This is a genomic window from Legionella beliardensis (assembly GCF_900452395.1).
GTDB lineage: Bacteria > Pseudomonadota > Gammaproteobacteria > Legionellales > Legionellaceae > Legionella_C > Legionella_C beliardensis.
Genome location: NZ_UGNV01000001.1, coordinates 2,777,501 through 2,800,301, shown reverse-complemented (window position 1 = coordinate 2,800,301; position 22,801 = coordinate 2,777,501). Strand labels below are relative to the sequence as shown.

Genomic DNA, 22,801 nt, shown 5'->3' with positions numbered 1-22,801 from the left:
CCATCTTTGTGTATATTATCTAAACTGCTGGTGCAGATAGAGATAATTCGTCTTTTGCTTGTAGAGAAAGAACAAACATTCCTACTAAACCTAGCAAATAAATTAAGCCTAGTATGGCACAGTATAAGCCAAAATAATTATTATTATGGTGAGTATACACTTGATTTGCAGCCTCTACTCCTATGGCTTGAGCAATCATACTAATTAAACTAATCATCGCATAAGCTGTTCCTTTACTCACTGATGTTGAGAATAGAACATATCGATTTAAGGGGGCTGCTGTTACTCCTAAACCAAAGCCATATAACGTTAAGCCTGGTAGAAGCCACTCAAAGTTTGAACCAATAAGGCCAGGAAGAAGGTAAGCAAGTAGTAGGCCAGCTGAAGATAATATTGAGCCAAAAAGAATAATTGGTTTAATAGGCTTCTTGCGAGTTAGCTTATGCAAGTACCAATTGCCTAATAAACCTGCTCCAAAAATGGGTAATTGCCAAAGTGCATAGGCAATAACACTCAATTTAGCGTCAGCAACAATAATAATGGGTGAAATAGCAATCCAAGCAACGCAAGGCACGCCTACTAAGCCTGCGACCCAGGCGCCTACCATAAAGGTAGGATTGGTTAATAGTTGTAGGTAATTTTTAAAAACAACCTTAGGCGCTAAAGAAACTCGGGGAATTACCTGACCATCTTTTTTTTGTGCGCCAACAGGCTCTGGCATAAATCGCCATAAACCCCATAAAGCAAGTAAAGCAAAAAAGCCAATAAGTGCAAAAATACCGCGCCAATTAAAATAAAGAATAAAAGTAGCGCCAGCAAGAGGGCCTAATAAGGGCGCTAAAGAAGCCACATTGGCTAGCGCTGCTACTAATCGTACCGCATCCATTTCAGCAAAAATTTCTTGTAAAGTAGCGTAGCCAATTACTCCAATAAAACAAAGTCCCATGCCTTCAAAGTAGCGTGCTAATAGAAATTGGCCAATTGAATTAGAGCAGGCAATAAAAACAGTGAATACGAAAAACAATATTGCGCCAGCAAGCATGACAGGTCTGCGGCCAATACGATCTGAAATCGGGCCAAGAAACAGTTGTAGGCTTGCTCCACCTAAGATATAAGCAGTCAAAGAAGAGGCTATTGCCGACTCAGGGCCATGAAAAGATGAAACAACCTGAATCATGCCAGGCATAATCATATCATTGGCAATATAAGTTAAAAATTGATAGAGCACCAGAAAACTAGCAAAGGATAAAGCTTGCTTCCGTGAAATATTTATTAATGGATGCGCCATGCTATGACTCCAATACAGCAAGGTAAATAGAGCTGTAATTGTACAGAAAGGGCGTTAAAATGTCATTAGTTTCTAGAAAATTATTTAATTTTATAGGCAGATTTTTTGCAAATATGATGGTTAAATTACTAACAAATTCAATTATTAATCAACCAAGTGATGCAATAAAAAATAATTAAGTCATTTTAAAATGATTATCACCCAATCTTAGCGTCAGCATATTTTATAAATACTTATAAAATACATTTTTGATATCGAGGGTTTATGAGAGGCTGTAGGCGTAAAAAGGACTGGCCTTAAGTTATTAAAATTTAAACGCATATCATGTTATGGTATAACAGGACTTTAACTTAATCATTATCTTGTAAAATGCGAAGTATTTGTAAAAATTTATCTCACATTAACTGGTAATGAGCAGGATTAATGTATAAAAAAGGTAAAGCAGATGATCAATCCTTATGTTCTTATTTTATTCTATTCAAGGTATGGAGCAACAGCACAAATTGCCCAATACATAGCTCGTGGCATTGAAAGTGTTGAGGGAATAGAAGCTCGTATCAGAACAGTTCCGCCCGTGTCTGCTGTGTGTGAAGCAACAGAAAGTGCTATTCCAGACCAAGGCGCTCCGTATGTTACCTTGGATGATTTACGCCATTGTAGCGGGCTTGCTTTAGGTAGCCCAACGCGCTTTGGTAATATGGCGGCCCCACTTAAGTATTTCCTTGATAATACGACTGCTTTATGGCTTGCAGGTGAATTAGTTGATAAACCAGCCTGTGTATTTACATCAACTTCTACAGTGCATGGCGGCCAGGAAACAACCCTCACCAGTATGATGTTGCCCCTTTTGCATCATGGCATGGTTCTCGTAGGTATTCCTTATACAGAACCCTTATTAAATACTACGAAAACAGGGGGGAGCCCCTATGGCATGTCGCATGTTGCTGGGGTTACAAATGATAACCCTATTAGTCAGGATGAAGTGGCTCTAGCTAAGTATTTAGGCAAGCGACTTGCCCATACTGCATTAAAGTTATTAGGAAAATAAAGGCATTAATTAAAAATTATCAGTAAATATTGGCTTGTGCATAAATGTTAGAGTATGAGACAAAGACTTATCAAACCTCTAATTTTGCTTAACAAAATAAACTATTATAGTTTGGCTGTTATAAGCAACTACAAATTCTTAATTATTAGCTATCTGGGACGAATTTATTCTTTTTTTATGTTAAACTGTTTTTTTAAATGTTTTTAACATATTAACTTAAATTAGTTGTAATAAAATGGCAGGTGTTAACTTAGAAGATTTAAATATTGTTGAGCTTGAAATACTGCTAGGTCATTTGCGCCTAGGGGAGGCTCATTTAAAGAAAAATTTAAATAAAAGGCAATTCAAAAACCTAATACAATTAGGCTCTCTTAACATCACGCAGCATACTAATATCCAATCAAATGGCAAAGAGAAATCGGGTAATGTTGCCCTAGTCCTTAACTGTATCATCACAAGTACTTTTGGTGCTTGGATGGGGTTTTCGGCGTTTATGGGTTTACATCTCGATTCATTCATCATGCTTGCAGGGATTACACTCATTGCCCTTTTGACCAGCAGCTTAGTGGGTTATTTTAGTTTCAAATTAACTGCTTTGAACGCGCAAGCAGCGATTAATAAGCAGAAAATTCTTAATGTTCAATTGCATGTAACAAGGTTAATTTTTAATAGAAAGCAAGAACAAATTGAATCATTAACCAAATACCTTAACCATTCAATTAATTATCTTTTTAAAAATACACCCAGCGTAGGTCGTAAACTTGCCGTAGAAAATTGCGAGTTCAATGAAAATAGCGATTTTATCAGCTGGATTAATGACTTATGCTTCGTAATTAAGAAAAAATGTGATGAAGTTAAGTCAGAAAAAATCTATGAGTTTTACGGTGATAGGCTCAATGAAATTTTAAATAGTGTACAAGGTTTATTAACTACTCATTGGATTACTGATTCTGAGGGCGATATTAGTGTTGTTGAGTTGATGGAAAAAAAGGGATGGAATCTTGCACTGCCAGACGATAGTAGTTCTTTTATTCAAGTGTTGTCAAATCCTGTTAATAAGCGCGACCTTTTTATCAAACAAAAATCGTGGGTAAGAAAGAATTTATTAACGCTTATTGCTGGCGTTATTCCAACATTTTTAGGGGGCTTTGCTTCTATGTTTGTATTCCTTGCCGGCGGGCCTAATTTAGCCAGAGAGCTAGGTTTAGATTCGCTTGCTCAAGCATTAAGAAACCCTAGCGCGCGCCTAGTAGAATTTAGTATTGCGGTTTCTTTAACAATTTATTATGCCATATCCTATGCTTATAATAATTATAAGCTCTTTTTACGTGATGATGAGGCAGAGAAAACCAAAAAGGAAATAGTTAAAGAAGAACAAGCTACAATTGATATAACAACCAAGCTTAATGTTTTAGAAAAAATGAAAGAGCAGATGATGCGAATTATTAATATTTACACTGCTCTTGAAAAAATCGCAAATATTTGGGTAGTTAAGAAACGAGAACTTAATAATTATATGGAATTAATTAAAATTCAAAAAATTAAAGAAGAAAGTAAGCTGGCTGAAAGAGAAAAAGCGACTTATTAAAAGTAGCTGGTGATGAATGTAAGTTGATTAGTGTAAATGGAAATTTTTGTAATTAACGATTACCTTAATAAATAGAGAAAAAAGACAGGAACACAATGAAAACAGTAATGTTGCTTTTACTATTTGGGTTAAGCAGCTGTGTATTCGCTATCTCTGACAATTCATTTTTTATTCTTACTTCTTCTGAAGCTAATATAGCGCCTTTGCATAAAAATAATTATATTTTAAATTTAAATAAGCCAGCGCAATATGTGACTTATTTTATTGGCAAACCTAAGCGTATTGCGGGTATAATTTCACTGTCTGATTTTCTCTCGCTGTGGAGTAATCAAACATTAAAAAATAATTTTTCTTCTAATCCACCTAAGGCAATTGTTGTTGCTATTTCAACTAAAGGCGAGCAAAATTTTAATGCCGTGGTTACTAACCCAAGCCTCGTTAAAGATATTTTAAGCTATCAAATTTCAGTTCTTAACGGTCAATTTTTGCAAATTGGCAAATTAAAATACATTGCAATTATTTTTGATCAAATTCCTGAAAATATTAAGCTTTATAATTTGGAGTCAACTGGTTTTTAGTCAATTAAAAGCCTAGTTCTAACCTATATAATTCATTTACTGCCTAGCCATATATTGCTATAGTTCTTAGCAACTAAGGCATCTAGACGCTAAAATAGTAATTTATCAAGAGTGATGTTGTGAGAGTTATTACATTTAATGCAAATGGAATTAGGGCGGCAGCCCGTAAAGGATTTTATGATTGGTTAGTCCACCAAGATGCTGATTTTATCTGCATTCAAGAAACCAAAGCACAAATTAATCAATTACTAGAAGACATCTATTATCCGGCTGGCTATCATTGTCATTATTACGATGCTCAAAAAAAAGGCTATAGTGGCGTGGCTATTTATGCACGCTTTAAGCCACATCTTGTTACTAAAGGGTTAGGCTTTGAATTTTGTGATAATGAAGGACGATACATTCAATATGATTATCCAAAATTGAGTGTTGTTTCGCTTTATCTACCTTCAGGAACAAGCGGTGAGGCACGGCAGCTAGTTAAATTTGATTTTCTTAAAAATTTTACCGAGCATTTACTCGCCTTAAAACAGCAGGGCCGGGAATTAATTATTTGTGGCGATTACAATATTGCCCATAAGGCTATTGATCTTAAAAATTGGCGAAGTAATCAAAAAAACTCAGGCTTCTTACCGGAAGAAAGAGCATGGATGGATGAGCTTTTTGGCCCTTTAGGGTTTGTTGATGCTTTTCGCGTTCTTAATCAGGACCAAGAACAATATACGTGGTGGTCCCATCGCGGAAAGGCTTGGGAAAAAAATGTGGGGTGGCGAATTGATTATCAAGTCATTACACCAGGTTTAATAGATAGCCTTCATAAAGTCGCTATTCATCGTGAAAACCGCTGGTCAGATCACGCCCCTTTAATTGTTGATTACCAAGGAGATTGGTGTGCTTAAGTTAGCTACTTGGAATGTAAACTCACTGAAGATCCGTCTTGAACAAGTATTAGCATGGTTTGAGCAACATCAAATTGATATTTTAGCGCTACAGGAAACCAAAACGCCTAATGAAAATTTTCCGCTGGCAGCTTTTACGGAGCGTGGCTACCATGTTGTTTATTCTGGCCAGAAAACCTATAACGGTGTTGCGATTATCAGTAGGCAGCCCATTGAAAATAGTGTGACAGACATCCCTGATTTTGATGATCCTCAGCGGCGCATCTTAATTACCTCAATTGGGGATTTAAGGCTAATTAATCTCTATGTTCCTAATGGGGCTGCAGTAGGGTGTGATAAATATCACTATAAATTACATTGGCTAACCAAGCTTAATACTCATATTCAGCAAGAGTTGATGCGATATCCGAAACTTGCAGTAGTCGGTGATTTTAATATTGCGCCTGAAGACAGGGACGTGCATGATCCAGTTGCATGGGAAGGAAGTGTTTTAGTTAGTCCGCAGGAAAGAGAAGCATTTGCTGCTTTGTTAGCGCTAGGCTTACATGATAGTTTTCGCCTCTTTCCGCAACCAGAGAAGTTATACAGCTGGTGGGATTATCGCGCGGCGGGATTTAGACGTAACCATGGTTTGCGCATTGATCATATTTTGCTAAGTGCTGAGTTAGCACAAGCTTGCGTCTCTGCCCAAATTGATAAACTTCCAAGAGCCGTAGAACGTCCTTCCGATCATACTCCTGTATTAGTTGAATTAAATATAAGCTAAGTTATTTTAGGATAAATTGAAGTATCCATACTCTCCTAGTCATGAGCACAACTTAAAAAGCCTAAAACTTCATAAAAGGTATCTGGTCTAAGCTTTTGCTATTATCAGTATAGAAAGAGGGGAACTGCTATAATTTAATACTATAGTGTAGAGGAGGTATTATATTTAATATTAGAGTAATTGAATTTTATTTATACTATTTAATTGGGTAAACAATTTTTGAAAATTGATTTATAATGCTAATTCTGCTAATCTCTGCCGTCATTTATTAAGAGTATGGTGCCCGGCATAGGTTCAGGTGGCGATATTCGTTTTGTAAGAGAGATACGTCTATGAAAGCTTCAATTCATCCTAAATATGAAACTATTAAAGTTACTTGTAGTTGTGGCCATTCCTTCGAGACACGTTCGACGTTATGTCATGATTTAACGGTTGAAGTATGTGCGGAATGCCATCCTTTTTACACAGGTAAGCAAAAATTAGTTGATACCGGTGGTCGTGTACAAAAATTCCGTGATCGCTATAAAAAACGTGAAGCAGAGCGCGCTTAACAAAATTTTCTGAACATGCTTTTATTTAACTGGCGGTAGAATTTAAAAATCTGTCTAGTGTAAGGGCAGGCATTCAAAATGAAGCACCAATATAAAAATTTGGCTGTTTCTTGGTGTTATTGTGTGTATACATACTTAAAGGCGCAATAAAATGCGCCTTTTTTCCATAAATGACTGTTCATATTTGTTATTTTTCTATATGATTTTTCGCTGTGTTTTATGAAAAGAGAGTAAGCACTTTGGATAAAGATTTATTAAATCAACGTGCCTTGCATTATCACGAGTTTCCAACTCCAGGAAAGCTTGGTATGCATATTACGAAACCGACTAATTCTCAAGATGATTTGTCGTTAGCTTATACACCAGGTGTTGCTGAACCTGTATTAGCAATAGTAGATAACGCGGAAAATGCTTTTCGTTATACGGCTAAGGGCAATTTAGTAGCAGTCATTACTAATGGTACTGCCGTACTAGGTTTAGGTGATGTAGGGGCTTTGGCAAGTAAACCAGTGATGGAAGGAAAAGCGGTACTGTTTAAACGCTTTGCAGAAATTGATGCTTTCGATATTGAAATTGATGCGGCAAATCCGCAAGAATTTATAACAACAATTAAGCGCATTTCGCCAACCTTTGGTGGAATAAACCTTGAAGATATTAAGGCACCAGAGTGTTTCGAGATTGAAAGAGCCCTCATTGAACAGCTCAATATTCCGGTTTTTCATGATGATCAGCATGGAACAGCGATTGTGGTGGCGGCAGGTTTACTAAATGCCTTGGATTTACAAAATAAATCTCTAAAAGATGTGCGTATAGTATGTATTGGTGCAGGTGCTGCAGGTATCGCATCAATGCAGTTATTAGTGGCATTAGGGGCCCGTAAAGAAAATATTTATCTTCTTGATACTAAAGGCGTGGTACACACAGAGCGTGATGATTTAAATGCCTATAAATATGCGTTTGCCCGTACTACCGATAAACGCACGCTCGCTGATGCTTTATTAGACGCGGATGTTTTTATTGGGGTTGCAAAACCAGATTTATTAAATGCTGAGCTTTTAAAGCTCATGGCACCTAAACCGGTTATTTTTGCATTATCAAACCCTGATCCAGAAATTAAACCAGAGCTTGCCTATCAAATTCGGGATGATTTAATTATTGCTACTGGCCGTAGTGATTACCCAAATCAAGTTAATAATGTACTTTGTTTTCCATATATTTTTCGAGGGGCTCTTGATGTTCGCGCGACATGTATTAATCGGGCGATGCAAATTGCTGCAGTTGAAGCAATTCGTTCATTAGTATTAGAGCCTGTGCCGCAAATTGTTAAAGATAATTATCCGGGTGTTTCGGCATGGGAGTATGGCTCTAAATACATTATTCCAAAACCGATTGATCCGCGTTTAAGAGAGAGAGTAACTCAAGCTGTTGCAAAGGCAGCAGTTACAAGTGGTGTAAGCCGCCTTGGACATTTGTAATTACCTAGAGGGTTAAATTATTAAGTAATATTTAATTTAAAATAATTAGATTTAGTATTTAACCTTACATTAAGGAGCTTATTTTGCAGAATAAAAATAGTAAGAGGTATTTTCTTAGTGCCTGGTTAATTTGTGGGCTTGGCGCCCTTTATTATAGTTATGAGTATTTATTAAGAATTTCACCAAGTGTCATGGAGCCTGCGTTGCGGGATCATTTTAACTTAAGCGCGACTGGTTTTGGACTCTTGTCTGCATTTTATTATTACGCTTATGTTCCTTTACAAGTACCTGTTGGTGTTTTATTGGATAGATTTGGACCGAGGCGTTTAATTACTTTTGCCTGTCTTATTTGTGTTATTGGTACCTTCCTGTTTGCAAGTACGACTCTTTTTTGGGTGGCTGCTACGGGCCGCTTTTTAGTAGGGTTTGGATCTGCTTTTGCTTTTGTCGGTGTATTAAAGTTAGCTACCATTTGGCTGCCAGAAGACAAGTTAGCTATGGTTTCAGGATTGGCAGCAGCGTTAGGTACTATTGGCGCTATGCTCGGTGATAATTTATTAGGTGAATTGGTAAATACTATAGGCTGGCGGTCTACAATTGATTTGACTGCATATATTGGAATAATTCTAGTCTTTGTTTTATGGTTTGGTATCCGGGATAAGAAAAAAAGTCAAACCTCCAGTGGAACGATTAATAGCTTTCATAAAAGTATGATTGATCTTGGTTTAATTATTAAAAATAAACAAATTTGGATCAATGGCGCCATTGGTTGTTTAGTTTATTTACCAACGACTGTTTTTGCAGAATTATGGGGTATTCCTTATTTAAAGCATGCACATAACCTTTCTTCAGTAGGTGCTTCATTCGCTAACTCGTTACTCTTTCTCGGGTTTACTATTGGTGCCCCTTTAATGGGCTTTATCTCGGATAGAATAAAACGACGTAAATTGCCTTTGTTATTAGGTGCAGCCGGTGCTGCAATAGTGATGATGGTTATACTTTATATGCCTAATTTAAATCAAATGAGCATTAATATTTTAATGTTTATATTAGGCCTTTTATACAGTGTTCAATGTATTGTTTTTGCCATAGGTAGAGAACTTAGTCCTAATGAGGCTGCTGGTACGGCAATGGCTTTGACCAATATGCTTGTTATGTTAGGCGCTATGTTTTTCCAACCCTTTGTAGGCCGCTTATTAGATTTTAGTTTAAGCTCTCACGTCAACACGGTTGCTATTGACAAATTAGGACCTGATAAAATGTATCATCTCTATACGGCAGATGATTACCAATTTGCGCTGTCAATTATACCGTTAGGTATCGTTATTGCTGCTATTTTAACCATCTTTTTGAAAGAAACTTATGCAATTGCAAATGATTAAATCGATTAGTAGGAGCCAAGCTCTGTTTGGCAGTTTGGTTTGTGCGGTAGGTGCATTTTTCTATTGCTATGAATTTGTATTACGAATCATTCCGGGCGCTTTGCAAAGTGAGCTGAGTGCCGCGTTTGGTCATATTTCAGCGACAACATTTGGTCAATTGTCTGCTTTTTATTATTTTGCCTATTCTCCTATGCAAATGCCGGTAGGGATGCTAATGGATCGCTACGGGCCACGTAGATTGCTTACCTTTGCCTGTTTATGCTGCACCATCGGCTCCTGGATGTTTACAGATATATCTTCCATGCTAATCGCAGGTAGTGGGCGTTTCTTGGTAGGTTTTGGCTCATCATTTGCATTTGTTGGTGTTTTATCATTAGCTTTAGGCTGGCTGCCACGTAAGTATTTTTCGCTTGTAGCTGGCTTAATTACTACCCTTGGTATGCTGGGATTAGTCTATGGTGAGGTAAAAATTACTGATATCGCTACTGACTTTGGCTGGTTACATGTATTGCGTCTGATGACAACTATTGGCGCGGTTTTAACTGTTATTATCTTTTTTGTAGTCCGAGATAGCCCTACAGGGCATGTAAAACACGGATATGCTTTGCCAGAATTTTTTAAAAAAGTATGGCATGTTCTCTCTTCGCCACAGGTTTGGTTAATCGGCCTGGTAGGGGCATGTTTATACACGTCTTTATCTGTTTTTGGCGAATTGTGGGGTAAAAGTTATTTGGAGCAAGCCCATCATTTAACTAAGGCTGAAGCTGCTAGAACAGTCTCTGCCATGTTTTTAGGGTGGGCAGTTGGCGCACCATTAGCGGGTTATTTATCAGATCATAGTGGGCGCCGAGTATTACCTTTAGTAATAGGTGCAATTATGGGATTAATCTGTATAAGCCTAGTCCTTTATTATCCTGGTTTATCTTATACTTCACTAAACGTATTACTATTTTTATACGGTGTATTTAGTTCAACCGAAATTATTGTCTTTATTATGGCTAAAGAAAACAGTGGCGCTCAATTATCAGGAACAGTCTTTGCTGCTGTAAATATGATTGTGACGTTAGGCGGCGTTATTTTCCAACCTTTAGTAGGAAAATTATTAGATACCTTTGGTGATAGTAATATTGTTGCTGGGGAGCATATTTATACTGTGGTTGATTATCAATTGGCTTTATCTATATTACCTATTTCTTTGTTATTAGTTACCATACTCGCTTTTTTTATGAAGGATTTTCGCTCAACTATCAATTAACGCGAGTTGGCATTGTTGCGTGGATAGAATAAGTGATCAAAACGCCTGGGTGAAACAAAGTGAAACCCGGGTTTTGGCCCTCTGGGCCTGCGCCCATAGCCGTCAGGCTAAGCGCCCAAGAGTCAAGATTGAAGCAGGCAGAGGTAAATTTGGCCCCTTTTTGGAAGCGCCGAAACCATCCATGCGGCTCGATGTTGTGCATCCATGTACAACAACGTTCCAAAAAGGGCCCAAACTTAACTCTGCTGCGAAGCCGTCAGCACGCTAAACATATTATTTTCTATGGTGCTAAGAGAACTATTTGCTTAGCCTGACGGCTATGGGGCCTGCGCCTGAGCTACGTTTTAATTTATCCACGCAACAATGTCCCACGGGAATGACAACATTTAAAAGAGCATTATCCCATAAGATTAATTTTAGTTTTTGTTAAGCCTTAAGCTAGGCAGCTTTTATACCTTTACTTAAATGCCTTAAGAGTGTGCTTTAAAAATAGCTACAAGTTCCTGTGCAGGCTTGCGATTTAACGAATTACAGCTAATAAAACGACTTACGGGAAAAGAAATTATATGGCTATCTTGGTAATAAATTCTTGTAAGTTCAGTATCATGATTAGAAATGACGACAGTAATTCCTTTCGTAGCGCTATACTGGGCTAATTGAGCAAGTTCAATTTGATCTTGTTCATTAAATTTGCGATGCGGTGTATAAGAGGTAAAGTTTGCACTTCTGGATAAAGGAACGTATGGAGGGTCGCAATAGATAATATCACCAGGCTTTGCCAATCTAAAAGTCGCTCTAAAATCACCTTGTATAAATTTAACTGATTGGCTTTTCTCATAAAAAAACAGCATTTCTGCGCGGGGAAAATAGGGCTTAATATAGCGGCCAAAAGGAACATTATATAACCCTTTTTGGTTATAGCGACATAAACCATTATAGCCATGACGGTTTAAATATAAAAATAAAGCTGCGCGCATACGCGTTTGTTGGCATTGGTTAAATTGCTCTCTTAATTGATAATATCTGTCTTGGCAATTATTTTGCCGAGTAAAAAATTGTTCGCAGTAATCAATGAATGCTAATCCTTCTTGCTGTAACATTTGAAACACAAGAATAAGATCGTGGTTTTTTTCAGCTAATAGATAATTAGGGTAATTGGAATTAATAAAGATAGCGCCAGAACCCGTAAACGGTTCGATAAGGCGGTTAGCCTTAGGTAGAGTAGAAAGAATGGTATCAAGGCAGCGAAATTTGCTACCAGCCCATTTAAGAAAAGGCTTAATTTTCGTCATATAAATAAATTATCTTTAGAATAACTACACAGCCAATACTTTATTGATTGCCTCATTAATATTCCCATTAATTCTTTGGAAAAGAGCACCTAATGCTAGCATAATAAGCTTTCTTAGCTAAGCATTTGTAATATTTGTTTAAAAAATCTGTGCTAATAACACTTTAAACTCATGACTTTAAGATTTCTATGCTGTTGATGGCTATTGTTCGACGTTGTTGACTAATTATTTGCAAAGATCATGTTAAGTAAATAGGCAATAGTTGACGCTTCAAGTATGCTCTAGGTATGATTGCTCTATTAATGTTTTAAGGTAGAAATTGTGGACGAACTTAATGAGTTACTTAGGCCTACGTGGGGCTCTGAGAAATGGATTTTAGAAGGTTGGCAACAAATTACAGCAAGTGAAAAGGAATTAATTAAATCCAGAGTTGATAAGATGTTTCAGGATGGTTTACCTTTTAAAGTGAAACAAGACAAGCTGTTATACATTTACGCTTTTTCTCTCTTAGCTCAATTAGAAGTTCTAGCCATACAAGTACCCTTAAAATTTGAAAGCAAGATGCTATCAGCAGCGCATAGAAAAAGAATGCGCCTACAATTATTAGATGAGATTTTTCATGGCATCGTATTTACTAAAATTTTATACATGCTTTGTGCTCCTTATGCTTACCCACCTCCATACAACCCTCATATTGAAATAATTTGTAATTTTATACGCAGCGAAGAATGTCCAAAGACTGCTGTTGTGCTGTTAAATTTAATTGGCGAAGGCTGGATTGAAGAAATTTTTTATAGTCTGGAGCGGGCTGGCGTAGCACCTAAAGTTTTTGAAACCATTATTGAAGATGAACACCGGCATGTTTGCGAGGCTGTGCTGTATAAAAGTATTGGACTTCCTAATATAGAGGAAGTTAAAGGAAAGCTTGCCTTTTTAGAAGAGCAATTATTTACTAATTTGTTTATGCAACATAAGTATATCTTTTCGTTACTGGCATTACTTAATGTGCATGGCAGTATTAGTTTTATTGAATCTTTAAGCAAAAAGCACCGCGAGCAGGTTGAGAAATTAAATTTAAAACCTAGCCAAAATTGGCAATATTATATGCAGTTTATGGAATCCTTATTGCCTAAAATAAGAGCTTATAACCAAAAAAATCAAGAAATTGAAATGACACCGATTCGTAAGGTGTTGATGACCCAATGGGATAATCCAACGGATCCAACCATGGCAGGCCAATTCAATATTAATATAAGCTGTGTTGATTTTTTTGGTAAAAAATACCCGCCAGAAACGGTAACAACTTTAATGTTGCAAGCGGTAAGCTTAATTTTGTCAGAAAATGATTCTCATCGACATTATCTTAGCTATAAACGATTATATCGAACTCAGAGCGCTTACGCAGGTTTAGTCGTAAAATTACCTGATTGTGGTGATCAGATGAGTACTATTGTTTTTGAAAATTGTCATCTGCTCACATTACAAGAATTATCTCTTAAAATCCGTTCGGCTTTGAAAATGATGGTTTATTGCTTTAAAAGGCGGGAAGCTTTAGAAAAAAGTAATCCGCAAGTCCAAGAACTTGTTGAAAACGCAGCCTATGAATATGTCAATGATTTATATGGCTTTCCTGTTATAGGAAATCCAGTTGTCTCAGTCAGCAATATTGGTGCTTGTGGTTATACGCAATGTAAATCACCATTGCGCCGTAATGAAGGCATGAAGTATACGTTAATGGAAGTAGAGCGCAAATTAGTTTGGAATAAAGCAACGAAAGCGTTTGAAGAGCAAGATCTTCTCCCTGTTTCTATAAGCGCTGATCATCGTGTGTTTGATGGTAATACGCCTGTACCGAAAATGGTGGCTGACTGTTTTAATAGGATATTTGCCAAAATGGTTGCTGAAGAAGCTATACCCGTTAAAGTTGAGGATAGGACACAAGATGCTAAGTTAGTAGCTTTGTTAGATCAGCTAATCGAGAAAAATGTAGAAATGGGTTTTAAAGCCTTATCATTTTTACAAACTTATTGGTGTGATTTCTTAAAACTCGAAGACATGCTTGATGCTGATTTTTTAGCAAGTAGATTAATGGCTAGTGAACTAGAGTGTTAGTACTCAATTAAAAGCTGTTATTTAAACAGCTTTTAAGCTGCTATTGCGATAAGAAGCAAACAAACAGCAATCATTGTAATTAAGATTAAAGTAACATTGCCGCCAGGTACGATTTGTAGGGCGTTTTCGCCATCTAATTTTCGTGCTTGCCAAGTCATCAAAGAGGGTAGAAGCAGTAAGAGTATGACACAGCAAACACCTGCATAACTTAGAGCATGCAAATAAATGCCTGGATCAATTAGTACAATGGCTAGGGGGGGTATAAAAGTAAGCGCTAATACCCATTTTCCTTGTAAGCCTGTTTTCTTTAAAGTTAAACCATCAGCTAAAAAATCAAATAAGCCAATAGATACGCCTAAAAAAGCGGTAATCATACAAATAGAAGTAAAAAAACCAAAAAAGCCTGTGATCCAAGCGCTGTGTACGACACTGCTTAACGCATCGGTAAGACCGCTAGTGGCATGTTCACTGGTCATAAGTGCCAGTAAGCCATTATCACCATCTCGCTCTACTACGCCCATAATTACGGCATCCCAAACAATATAGCAAACAAGAGGAATAAGTGAGCCAAGAATGATTATTTTTCTTAATGTTTTAATATCATCCTTAAAATAATCTCGCAAACTAGGCACGATAGAAGCAAAGCCAAAGGAGGTAATCAAAATCATAAGACTACCTGTAATCGCTTGTGCTGAGCCGCCTTTTAAAGAATTTATATTAATGTGGGGACTAATAATAATGACCAGTAATAAGTAAATACCTAATTTTCCAAACATTAATCCCCGGTTAACATAATCAACCGCGCTAATTCCAGCATAAACAACTAAGCTAAACAGTAGGGTAAATGATAATGCCGTAGCCCAATTTGGTAGGTCAACATTCATCCTATTTAATAAGCCTGTAAAAACATCGCTACCACCTGAAATATAGGCTGATAAAAGGGTATAAAGTAAAAATAAATAGGTAATCCAGGCAATAATCTGCCCTGGCAATCCTAAGGTTGATTTAGCCATAGACACCATATTACTGCCAGCAGGTAGTCGTAAGTTAACTTCTAGAATGAGCAATGCGCCAATAGTCATGATCAACCAACAGACTATTAAAAAAAAGATAGAATTTGCAAAACCTACGGCAGCTATTGAAACAGGCAGAGCGAGCATTCCGCCACCAATAGAGGTGCCTACAATTAATAAAATACCACCAATAAGTTTTGAGCTTGACACTAATTTAATCTCTTTGTTTAACATTAAACCAAATCCTACCTTATTGTTTATTTTATTGTCAATATCCGTTGGGCTATTTTTATACAAAATTATCGAAATTAGTTAAACAATTGCACTACCGCATTTATTAAAAGAAGGATAGAAGCAATAATTACTATCCAGGGAGTATAAATTCCGCCTGGCACCAAATAACGTGAGGTAAATTTCTTTCGTCCATAAATTACCATTAAAGCAGGCAAAAGAAGTAATAAAATAACACAGAATATGCCTGCATAATTTAACGCATGTATATAAGCGCCTGGATAATAAATGACAAGTAATAAGGGCGGTAGAAAAGTTAAAATGAATAACATTAATCCGGCGCGGCCTTTTTGGTCGACTTTAAATCCATCGGCTAGAAAGCTAATTAAACAAAGTGAGACACCTAAAAATGCAGTTAACATGCAAATGGAAGTAAAAAAGTTAAAGAAAGACGTAATAAGTGGGCTTTGTACAGTAGCAGATAATACCATAGCTAAGTCGCTTGTAGTATGCTCGCTTTGCATGAGAGCTGCGAGCCCGCCTGTTCCACTTGAAGGTAATGCGCCAATAATGACGGCATTCCATGCTAAATAACAAAAAAGAGGAATTAGTGAGCCTATTAAGATAACTTTACGCAATGTGACGAGGTCATCATTAAAATAGTCACGTAGGTTAGGGACAATGATTGCGAAACCAAATGAGGTAATTAAAATCATAATACTAGCGATAATATAATGGTAATGGCCCTCGCTTAAATTTACCATATGAATATGTGGGGCAATTAAAAACACTAAAAGTAAATAAACAGCAAGCTTACCAAACATCAGGGCACGATTTAATAGATCAACTTTATGGATACCACCATAAACGACTAAACCAAATAAAAGAGTAAATAATAAGCTACTTTGCCATTGACTTAAGGAAATCCCAACCATAGAAAATAAACTGCCCATGACATCAGCGCCACCAGAAATATAGGCTGACAAAAGGGTATAGAGTAAAAACAAATAGCTTAACCAAGCAACTAATAAACCTGTATTGCCAAGGGTTGCAGCGGCCATAGAAACCATGTGTTTACCAGGAGGGAGGTATAAATTAGCTTCTAAAATAAATAAGGCGCCTAGTGTCATAACAGCCCAACACAGCAGCAAAAAAAGTGATGATGACCAAAAACCTGCAGCAGCGGTGGCAACAGGTAAGGCGAGCATTCCCCCACCAATAGACGTTCCAACAATAAGCAGAATGCCACCAATAAATTTCAAATTCATTTAATTCTCATTTAAGTTTCATAATTTTAGATAGTCCTTTAATTAGTTCCTTGCCTAAGTAAATCAATACCTTAGCTGCATTATAATATAAAATCTATACAATTTGTTAGAATTTTATTTGGTCATCCCTATATAAGCCGGTGGTGCAGCTACAACGAGCGGTGTTCTAGCACACTGAATTTCTAGGCGGCGATTTTGAGCGCTTCCGTGAACAAGTTGATTATCAGATACGTCATACTTATCACCATAGCCCTCGGCGCTTAAGCGTCGTGCATGAATTTTGTTTGCCCATAGGAAGGTTAACATGGCTTCAGCTCGTGCTTGGGTTAGTTTATTTTTATGCTGGCGCGAGCCTACATTATCGGTAAAACCCGCGACATACACAGGCCCAATGGGACAGGCCATTTTTATGACTTTTGCAATGAGCATTAGTCCTGGGTAGCAAAGTTCATTTATACGTGCCGAATTAAAGCGAAAATACCTATCAGTGGGCACAATTAAGGTCGTGGTATCGCCATATTCAACGTATTGCACGTCAGCCTTCTGTAATTCCCTTAATGTATTGAGCTTCCCATCCTTATAAAGTCCGTGAGAAACTACCGTAACTGCACCAATTGCAGTACCTGCTAACGTAGTACTAAGCGTGCCCCCAACAACTGCACCAACTACAGTGCCTGCGCTTGCACCAATAGCAAAGTCTTTAAAGGTGCGATTGTAGGGTTGAAAATTATTATAAGGCGGTTGATACTTAGAACAGCCACCAAGTAATAAAGCAATAAGGCTTATTGAAGCTAATTGTCGGGAAAATAACCTACGTAACATTCCCACTCCTTATACACGTGAATTTTTCCATTATTAAGCATTGCTTCTGATTTCGCAATCAGAAGCTGAATTTAGGAAAATGCATTCAGCAAAGTTAGTTTAATTTACTAAACGACAACCTTTATTTAAAGGTTTTAACGGGACTATGGTTTGTATATTAATCCCCTTAATCGTAGGGCTTTGGCGGGCCTGCTGCAAGTAGTCAATCAACGATACATCTACAACTTTGCCATAGTTAGAAGAAGCTTGTCTGAAGATAGGTTGACCCTCTTTCCAAAAGACAAAGCCTAAATGAGAGATATTTAGATGTGTACCAATTTCTTTACTTAAGTTCCAATTAGGGCGAACAATCTCAACAATAGCTGCTTCGGGGATTTGTTTAAATAATTTAGCATTAGGCTTGCCTTTATTATCAAATAAGGCACTAAGGGGTATATAAGGCACGCGTTCTTCCTGGCGGGGAAGTTCGCTCCCTCGTTTTTTTAATCTCGCTAGACGTTTTGCCTGCTCAGATTTATCAGTTTGAATTAAACGAATTGTTTGAGGCGTCATGTGTTGATACCAGGAAGGCTTATCAATTAAAGCGACTGCTAATTGCGCTACTGACTTATTGTTTTCATCTTTAATTGTTGTAGTAATATCTTTTACAAATGCTTGCCGCTGATTATTAGTATTCCAGTCAAGGCCTGTAAAATGGTTGCGAGTTAAATAATCAACTTGACCCTGATAATAGCGAATATTTTTTAAGCATTGTTTAAAATCATTAAGCTGATTAGCCAGCGCTAGTGCCAATACAGTAGTCACATACGTTTCACAATCAAAACCATCAGTACGATAGCTAGGGAACTGATCAAAACGTGCCGTTGCCCCTTCTCCTAAAGACCCAAGAATATAAGGTTTACCTAAAAACGAAGCACTAATCTCATTAAGGCGAGTTGCCATATCCAACTTCGAGTTGCTGTTTAGAGTATGATATAGTTTGTTAATTGCTAAATCTGCTTGTTGTTCTGCTAACTCCTTAGCAGTCAGTTGCAAAGGCATTAGGAATAAAGCTAATAAATACAGGATATGTTGTAATTTTAGTGATTTAGCAAAAAATATCATTTTTTATTTTCATAGAAATGTAAAGCACAAATTTTACCTAGAATGAATCTGGAGGGCAAGAATGCTTAATGTGATATGGTTGGCTATGATTTTAACATCAGTCTTTGTAGGTGTTATCCAAGGTCGACTTGATCAAGTTGTACAGGCTGTGACAGATTCAGCAAAACTAGGGTTTGAAATAGCATTAGGGCTTGCTGGTATTATGGCTTTTTGGCTAGGGATCATGGAAATAGCAGCAGAATCAGGTTTAATTAATAAATTTGCTCGCTTGTTAAAACCGATTATGCGCCGTTTATTTCCAGATGTGCCTGCTGAGCATCCTGCTATGGGTGCGATGGTTATGAATATTGCCGCTAATATGTTGGGTCTTGCTAATGCAGCAACGCCATTTGGTCTTAAAGCAATGAAAGAATTACAGCGCTTAAATACACGCATTGATGAAGCAACGGATGCAATGTGTACTTTTTTAGCAGTCAATACTTCAAGTGTGCAATTAATTCCTGCTACAGCGATTGCCTTTTTGGCTGCTAATGGTAGTTTACATCCTAGCAGTGTGATTATTAGCTCTTTAATAGCAACGACTTGCTCAACCGTAGTTGGTATTATTGCTGTAAAACGATTGGCTAGACTTCCTGCTTACCGCATAAAGGAGTTAAATGCAAATGACTAATTTTGCTAATCATCTTTCCAATTGGTTATTTCTATCGTTTGTTGCTGGTATTCCACTGTATGCCGCTATTAAAAAAGTTAATGTTTTTGATGCCTTTGTAAAAGGTGCAAAACAGGGATTTGAAACAAGCATCAATATTATGCCCTATTTAATTGCGATGATTGTAGCCATTGGGATGTTAAGAGCATCTGGATTTTTTACTTTATTAAATACCTTATTGTCTCCTATTTTAGGAAAACTAGGCATGCCGACTGAGCTCCTTCCTCTGGCATTAATTCGTCCTTTTTCAGGCAGTGCTGCAACAGGTATTATGGCTGAGCTTATTCACCAACATGGAGGCGATTCTTTTATTGCTAAAGCTGCCGCTACTATGATGGGAAGTACAGAAACTACTTTTTATGTTATTGCTGTCTATTTTGGCGCAATTGGCATTAAAAGAACGCGGCATGCAATTCCTGCAGGTCTTCTTGCTGATTTAGCAGGAATCATAGCCAGTATTGTTGTATGTCGCGTTTTATTTGTAGCCTAAGCCTTACTTGAGCTAGCAGGTATGCCTTTCTTAGTACTACTTGCTAATCGAGTGTCTTCAAAAAGCTTTAATTGCGCTAAAAGTGTGGTCGCTTTTGAGCGAAAAGTTGCTAACTCTTTACCAGCAATTGGATCCCCTCGGGGTAAATCTACCGTTGCAGGATTTTTCGGCTGGTGATTAATATGGAACTCATAATGACAATGAGGGCCAGACGCTAACCCTGTTTGGCCAACATAGCCAATCACTTGCCCACGTTTGACAAAATCACCTTTGCTCAATCCTTTCTGAAATTTCAGCATATGACCATAAATGGTGCTAAATTTTTTATTGTGGTTAATTTTTATCATATTGCCGTAACCACTTTGGCGGCCAATCATCTCTATTTTACCATCACCTGTGGCTTGAATAGGTGTGCCAATACGTGCAGCTAAATCAATCCCTTTATGAGCACGATTATAATGTAAAATAGGATGATAACGAGATAGGCTAAAAGTAGAGCTTATGTGGCTAAATTTTAGCGGATAACGAGTAAATGCCTTTTTTAAGCTGGTTCCCTGAGGCGTATAATAGTCTGTACGACCAGAGCGGGTGGTATGACGCACTGCTTGAAAGGTTCGATGGTCGTTTCGGTAAGAAACAGCAATAATATCACCTGTTCCTACAAGCTTATCTTCCACGTAAAACGCTTTATACATAATAGTAAATTGATCACCTGTTTTTACATCCTTAGCAAAATCAATGTCCCAGGTGAAAATTTCTGTCATTTGCTGAATTAATTTATAAGGTATATTCTGCCTTTTCGCAGTACCGTATAAAGAACCTTTTATTGTCGCAGTTAAAAAATGATTATAGCTATTCATTTTGCGTAGCTTAATTTCACTCTTGTATTGTTTATTATCACGATAAATAACTAAATATTGCGTATCGGTGTAAGGTAAAATTAATTTTTCTAGTAATTGATCTTTAATCAAGAACTGCAATTCTTGATTCGGTTTTAGTTTTGTTAATGCTTGTTTCTGTGAAATATCATGTATAACCGCAGCCAGAGTCTTCGCACTTAGGCCAACACGGCTAAATACATTAGCTAGAGAATCCTTGTCACGTGTTTTAACAATTTTCCATGTTGGTTGCTTGACTTCAGCCACTGTTTTCTTTGTAGGTTGCTCAACCGTTGGCGGCTTTGCCATTTCTCTGTTTGCTGTAGGAACAGGTTCTAGATGTGTTTCTTGCGGTTTATCTATAATTTCTGTTGACATTTCTGAGGGAAAGTCAGTTTGCGCTTCAGGAACACTTATTTCTTCTTCTAGACTAGGCAATAGCAAATTAGTTGTGTCATTAACAGCTATTCTTTGCTTATTATGAAACGTTTTCACTAAAATAAACGGTAATGCAAATGCAATTATAATTGCTATTAGCGCCAAAATCTTTGAAGGCTTACTTGATTTATCTACTGAGACATTGGGTTGTTGATCCATGTTTCGCCTTTACTACTATCATCTTTAAAATGGTAATTAAGTAAGTCCGGTTGACAATCCGTGCAAAGAGCCATGCCATTTTTTGTATACCTCTTAAGTTTATTCTTAAAGTATCTAGTAAATTTGCTTTTAAGATAAGTTAATTTACTAAGTTACTTTGGCCTTGACTAAACAATAAAACACATACCTTGAATGTTGATTCAAGCTCATGCAATAAATTTGCCTCTCTCCGAATACCCACACTATAAAGTATTAATTTTTTAATCATAACGTTTGGTATGATTATTTTTATAATTCTTCTGTTACTTTATCTTGCTTGGTTAATCATGTTAAGCAAGTTTTATATTTAAAATCTGTTGATAGTTAGTATCAATAGACTCTAATTTAATGTCATCTTTAGCTAATAAATTAGCTATAATAAGCTGCTAGAATTTAACGCATTTATAATTAAGTCCTAACACAGCATCTATCCTCTAGCGAGAACACAATAACCGGGCTAAGATACTCGCTGTAAGAAGTTAGGTCAATCATTAAAAGGTTTTACATGTATGTTAATTGCAGAAACAGTTAGCGAAGAGCTACAAAGAGGTTGCGAAGAAATCCTTCCTATACAAGAGCTTGCAAAAAAATTAGCTAAAAATAGCCCTCTAATAATAAAAGCAGGTTTTGATCCCACCGCGCCTGATTTACATTTAGGTCATACGGTTTTATTAAATAAATTACGTCAATTTCAATTATTAGGTCACCAAGTTATTTTCTTAATCGGTGATTTTACAGCGATGATTGGGGATCCTACTGGAAAAAATGCAACACGGTTGCCATTAAGCCAAGAAGCTATTCTTGAAAATTCTAAAACCTATCAACAACAAGTTTTTAAAATCCTAGATCCTGACAAGACAACCATCGCTTATAACTCTCAATGGTTAGGTAAAATGAATGCAGCAGATTTAATTCGGCTAGCAGCGACGTCTACTGTGGCGCGAATGTTAGAACGGGATGATTTTAGTAAGCGTTATAAAACAGAACAACCCATTGCAATTCATGAGTTTCTCTACCCATTAGTCCAAGGTTATGATTCAGTTGCCCTAAAAGCCGATATAGAGCTAGGTGGTACAGATCAAAAATTTAATCTATTAATGGGGCGTGAATTACAAAAGCATTTTGGTATGGAGCCGCAAGTTGTTTTTATGACCCCCTTAATCGAAGGATTAGATGGCGTTAAAAAAATGTCTAAATCACTTAATAACTATATTGGTATTACTGAGCCAGCAGACAGTATGTTTGGTAAAATAATGTCTATCTCTGATGAATTGATGTGGCGTTATATAGAGCTACTTAGCTTTAACTCTATCGAGCATATTAAAAGATTGAAAGTGGACGTAGCCCAGGGTTTAAATCCACGGGATGTTAAGATAGATTTAGCCAAGGAAATCATTGCGCGTTTTCATGATAAAA

The 22,801-nt window shown here is 37.0% G+C and carries 20 protein-coding genes (1 of these 20 only partly in view); 13 read left to right on the top strand and 7 right to left on the bottom strand.

Features of this window, described 5'->3' with window-relative positions; translation table 11 throughout:
• Positions 1–19 precede the first annotated feature (19 nt).
• Positions 20–1,288, bottom strand: a complete 1,269-nt coding sequence (locus DYE47_RS12355) for an MdfA family multidrug efflux MFS transporter (protein WP_115303573.1) — start codon at positions 1,286–1,288, stop codon at positions 20–22.
• Between the two features lie 445 nt (positions 1,289–1,733).
• Between DYE47_RS12355 and wrbA the strand changes: the two genes are divergently transcribed.
• The 9 genes from wrbA to DYE47_RS12310 all read left to right on the top strand — a co-directional run bounded on the left by wrbA (position 1,734) and on the right by DYE47_RS12310 (position 10,830).
• Positions 1,734–2,336 carry an NAD(P)H:quinone oxidoreductase gene (wrbA, locus tag DYE47_RS12350; RefSeq protein ID WP_115303571.1) on the top strand — a complete coding sequence of 201 codons (603 nt, stop codon included), beginning with the start codon at positions 1,734–1,736 and terminating at the stop codon, positions 2,334–2,336.
• A gap of 235 nt (positions 2,337–2,571) precedes the next feature.
• Positions 2,572–3,924, top strand: coding sequence for a hypothetical protein (locus tag DYE47_RS12345; protein WP_115303569.1), 1,353 nt, complete (start codon positions 2,572–2,574; stop codon positions 3,922–3,924).
• Positions 3,925–4,019: 95 nt separating this feature from the next.
• Positions 4,020–4,502, top strand: coding sequence for a hypothetical protein (locus tag DYE47_RS12340; protein ID WP_115303567.1), 483 nt, complete (start codon positions 4,020–4,022; stop codon positions 4,500–4,502).
• Positions 4,503–4,621: 119 nt separating this feature from the next.
• Complete coding sequence (locus DYE47_RS12335) at positions 4,622–5,401, top strand: exodeoxyribonuclease III (RefSeq protein WP_115303565.1); 780 nt, start codon at positions 4,622–4,624, stop codon at positions 5,399–5,401.
• Complete coding sequence (xth, locus tag DYE47_RS12330; protein WP_115303563.1) at positions 5,394–6,167, top strand: exodeoxyribonuclease III; 774 nt, start codon at positions 5,394–5,396, stop codon at positions 6,165–6,167. Before DYE47_RS12335 ends, xth begins: the two co-directional genes overlap by 8 nt.
• 332 nt (positions 6,168–6,499) lie before the next feature.
• Positions 6,500–6,718: a 50S ribosomal protein L31 gene (gene rpmE / locus DYE47_RS12325; protein ID WP_115303562.1), complete on the top strand. Its 219-nt coding sequence runs from the start codon at positions 6,500–6,502 to the stop codon at positions 6,716–6,718.
• Positions 6,719–6,957: 239 nt separating this feature from the next.
• The gene (locus DYE47_RS12320; protein ID WP_115303561.1) at positions 6,958–8,193 is read left to right on the top strand and encodes a malic enzyme-like NAD(P)-binding protein; all 1,236 of its coding nucleotides are present in this window, start codon (positions 6,958–6,960) and stop codon (positions 8,191–8,193) included.
• An 83-nt stretch (positions 8,194–8,276) separates the two neighbouring features.
• Positions 8,277–9,575 carry an MFS transporter gene (locus tag DYE47_RS12315; RefSeq protein WP_115303560.1) on the top strand — a complete coding sequence of 433 codons (1,299 nt, stop codon included), beginning with the start codon at positions 8,277–8,279 and terminating at the stop codon, positions 9,573–9,575.
• A complete protein-coding gene (locus DYE47_RS12310) occupies positions 9,568–10,830 on the top strand; it encodes an MFS transporter (RefSeq protein WP_242604232.1) in 1,263 nt (420 codons plus the stop codon). The genes DYE47_RS12315 and DYE47_RS12310 overlap by 8 nt, the downstream gene beginning before the upstream one ends.
• 470 nt (positions 10,831–11,300) lie before the next feature.
• On the opposite strand, the gene DYE47_RS12300 is transcribed toward DYE47_RS12310, so the two are convergent.
• Positions 11,301–12,122 (bottom strand): Dam family site-specific DNA-(adenine-N6)-methyltransferase, encoded by an 822-nt coding sequence (locus DYE47_RS12300; RefSeq protein ID WP_115303557.1) that lies wholly within the window; start codon positions 12,120–12,122, stop codon positions 11,301–11,303.
• A 321-nt stretch (positions 12,123–12,443) separates the two neighbouring features.
• On the opposite strand from DYE47_RS12300, the gene DYE47_RS12295 reads away from it, so the two are divergent.
• Positions 12,444–14,234, top strand: coding sequence for a 2-oxo acid dehydrogenase subunit E2 (locus DYE47_RS12295; RefSeq protein ID WP_115303556.1), 1,791 nt, complete (start codon positions 12,444–12,446; stop codon positions 14,232–14,234).
• Positions 14,235–14,266: 32 nt separating this feature from the next.
• On the opposite strand, the gene DYE47_RS12290 is transcribed toward DYE47_RS12295, so the two are convergent.
• From DYE47_RS12290 to DYE47_RS12275, 4 genes are all read right to left on the bottom strand, one after another.
• Complete coding sequence (locus tag DYE47_RS12290; protein WP_115303555.1) at positions 14,267–15,481, bottom strand: amino acid permease; 1,215 nt, start codon at positions 15,479–15,481, stop codon at positions 14,267–14,269.
• Positions 15,482–15,555: 74 nt separating this feature from the next.
• Positions 15,556–16,746 (bottom strand): amino acid permease, encoded by a 1,191-nt coding sequence (locus tag DYE47_RS12285; RefSeq protein WP_115303554.1) that lies wholly within the window; start codon positions 16,744–16,746, stop codon positions 15,556–15,558.
• 114 nt (positions 16,747–16,860) lie between these two features.
• Positions 16,861–17,568, bottom strand: a complete 708-nt coding sequence (cmpA, locus tag DYE47_RS12280) for a C-OmpA-like family protein CmpA (RefSeq protein ID WP_115303553.1) — start codon at positions 17,566–17,568, stop codon at positions 16,861–16,863.
• Positions 17,569–17,667: 99 nt separating this feature from the next.
• Entirely contained in the window at positions 17,668–18,672 is a 1,005-nt protein-coding gene (locus DYE47_RS12275) for an N-acetylmuramoyl-L-alanine amidase-like domain-containing protein (RefSeq protein ID WP_115303552.1), read from the bottom strand.
• A 61-nt stretch (positions 18,673–18,733) separates the two neighbouring features.
• Here DYE47_RS12275 and DYE47_RS12270 point away from each other — a divergent pair, with 61 nt between their 5' ends.
• Together DYE47_RS12270 and DYE47_RS12265 are read left to right on the top strand one after the other, a co-directional pair.
• The gene (locus DYE47_RS12270) at positions 18,734–19,342 is read left to right on the top strand and encodes a nucleoside recognition domain-containing protein (RefSeq protein ID WP_115303551.1); all 609 of its coding nucleotides are present in this window, start codon (positions 18,734–18,736) and stop codon (positions 19,340–19,342) included.
• Positions 19,335–19,871 (top strand): spore maturation protein, encoded by a 537-nt coding sequence (locus tag DYE47_RS12265; RefSeq protein ID WP_115304088.1) that lies wholly within the window; start codon positions 19,335–19,337, stop codon positions 19,869–19,871. The genes DYE47_RS12270 and DYE47_RS12265 overlap by 8 nt, the downstream gene beginning before the upstream one ends.
• Here DYE47_RS12265 and DYE47_RS12260 read toward each other — a convergent pair.
• Positions 19,868–21,346 (bottom strand): M23 family metallopeptidase, encoded by a 1,479-nt coding sequence (locus DYE47_RS12260; RefSeq protein ID WP_115303550.1) that lies wholly within the window; start codon positions 21,344–21,346, stop codon positions 19,868–19,870. The two genes, DYE47_RS12265 and DYE47_RS12260, sit on opposite strands and share 4 nt — an antisense overlap.
• A 548-nt stretch (positions 21,347–21,894) precedes the next feature.
• Here DYE47_RS12260 and tyrS point away from each other — a divergent pair.
• Positions 21,895–22,801: the 5' portion of a tyrosine--tRNA ligase gene (gene tyrS, locus DYE47_RS12255; RefSeq protein WP_115303549.1), read on the top strand. The gene runs 305 nt beyond the window's last position; the window shows 907 of its 1,212 coding nt (coding positions 1–907); the start codon lies at positions 21,895–21,897; its stop codon lies beyond the right edge, outside the window.

Coding starts and splice junctions, on each gene's coding strand:
- DYE47_RS12355 (WP_115303573.1), bottom strand. CDS start 1,288: ATGGCGCATCCATTAATAAATATTTCACGGAAGCAAGCTTTATCCTTT.
- DYE47_RS12340 (WP_115303567.1), top strand. CDS start 4,020: ATGAAAACAGTAATGTTGCTTTTACTATTTGGGTTAAGCAGCTGTGTA.
- DYE47_RS12300 (WP_115303557.1), bottom strand. CDS start 12,122: ATGACGAAAATTAAGCCTTTTCTTAAATGGGCTGGTAGCAAATTTCGC.
- rpmE (WP_115303562.1), top strand. CDS start 6,500: ATGAAAGCTTCAATTCATCCTAAATATGAAACTATTAAAGTTACTTGT.
- DYE47_RS12275 (WP_115303552.1), bottom strand. CDS start 18,672: ATGATATTTTTTGCTAAATCACTAAAATTACAACATATCCTGTATTTA.
- DYE47_RS12310 (WP_242604232.1), top strand. CDS start 9,568: ATGATTAAATCGATTAGTAGGAGCCAAGCTCTGTTTGGCAGTTTGGTT.
- DYE47_RS12270 (WP_115303551.1), top strand. CDS start 18,734: ATGCTTAATGTGATATGGTTGGCTATGATTTTAACATCAGTCTTTGTA.
- DYE47_RS12265 (WP_115304088.1), top strand. CDS start 19,335: ATGACTAATTTTGCTAATCATCTTTCCAATTGGTTATTTCTATCGTTT.
- DYE47_RS12285 (WP_115303554.1), bottom strand. CDS start 16,746: ATGAATTTGAAATTTATTGGTGGCATTCTGCTTATTGTTGGAACGTCT.
- wrbA (WP_115303571.1), top strand. CDS start 1,734: ATGATCAATCCTTATGTTCTTATTTTATTCTATTCAAGGTATGGAGCA.
- DYE47_RS12260 (WP_115303550.1), bottom strand. CDS start 21,346: ATGGATCAACAACCCAATGTCTCAGTAGATAAATCAAGTAAGCCTTCA.
- DYE47_RS12345 (WP_115303569.1), top strand. CDS start 2,572: ATGGCAGGTGTTAACTTAGAAGATTTAAATATTGTTGAGCTTGAAATA.
- cmpA (WP_115303553.1), bottom strand. CDS start 17,568: ATGTTACGTAGGTTATTTTCCCGACAATTAGCTTCAATAAGCCTTATT.
- DYE47_RS12290 (WP_115303555.1), bottom strand. CDS start 15,481: ATGTTAAACAAAGAGATTAAATTAGTGTCAAGCTCAAAACTTATTGGT.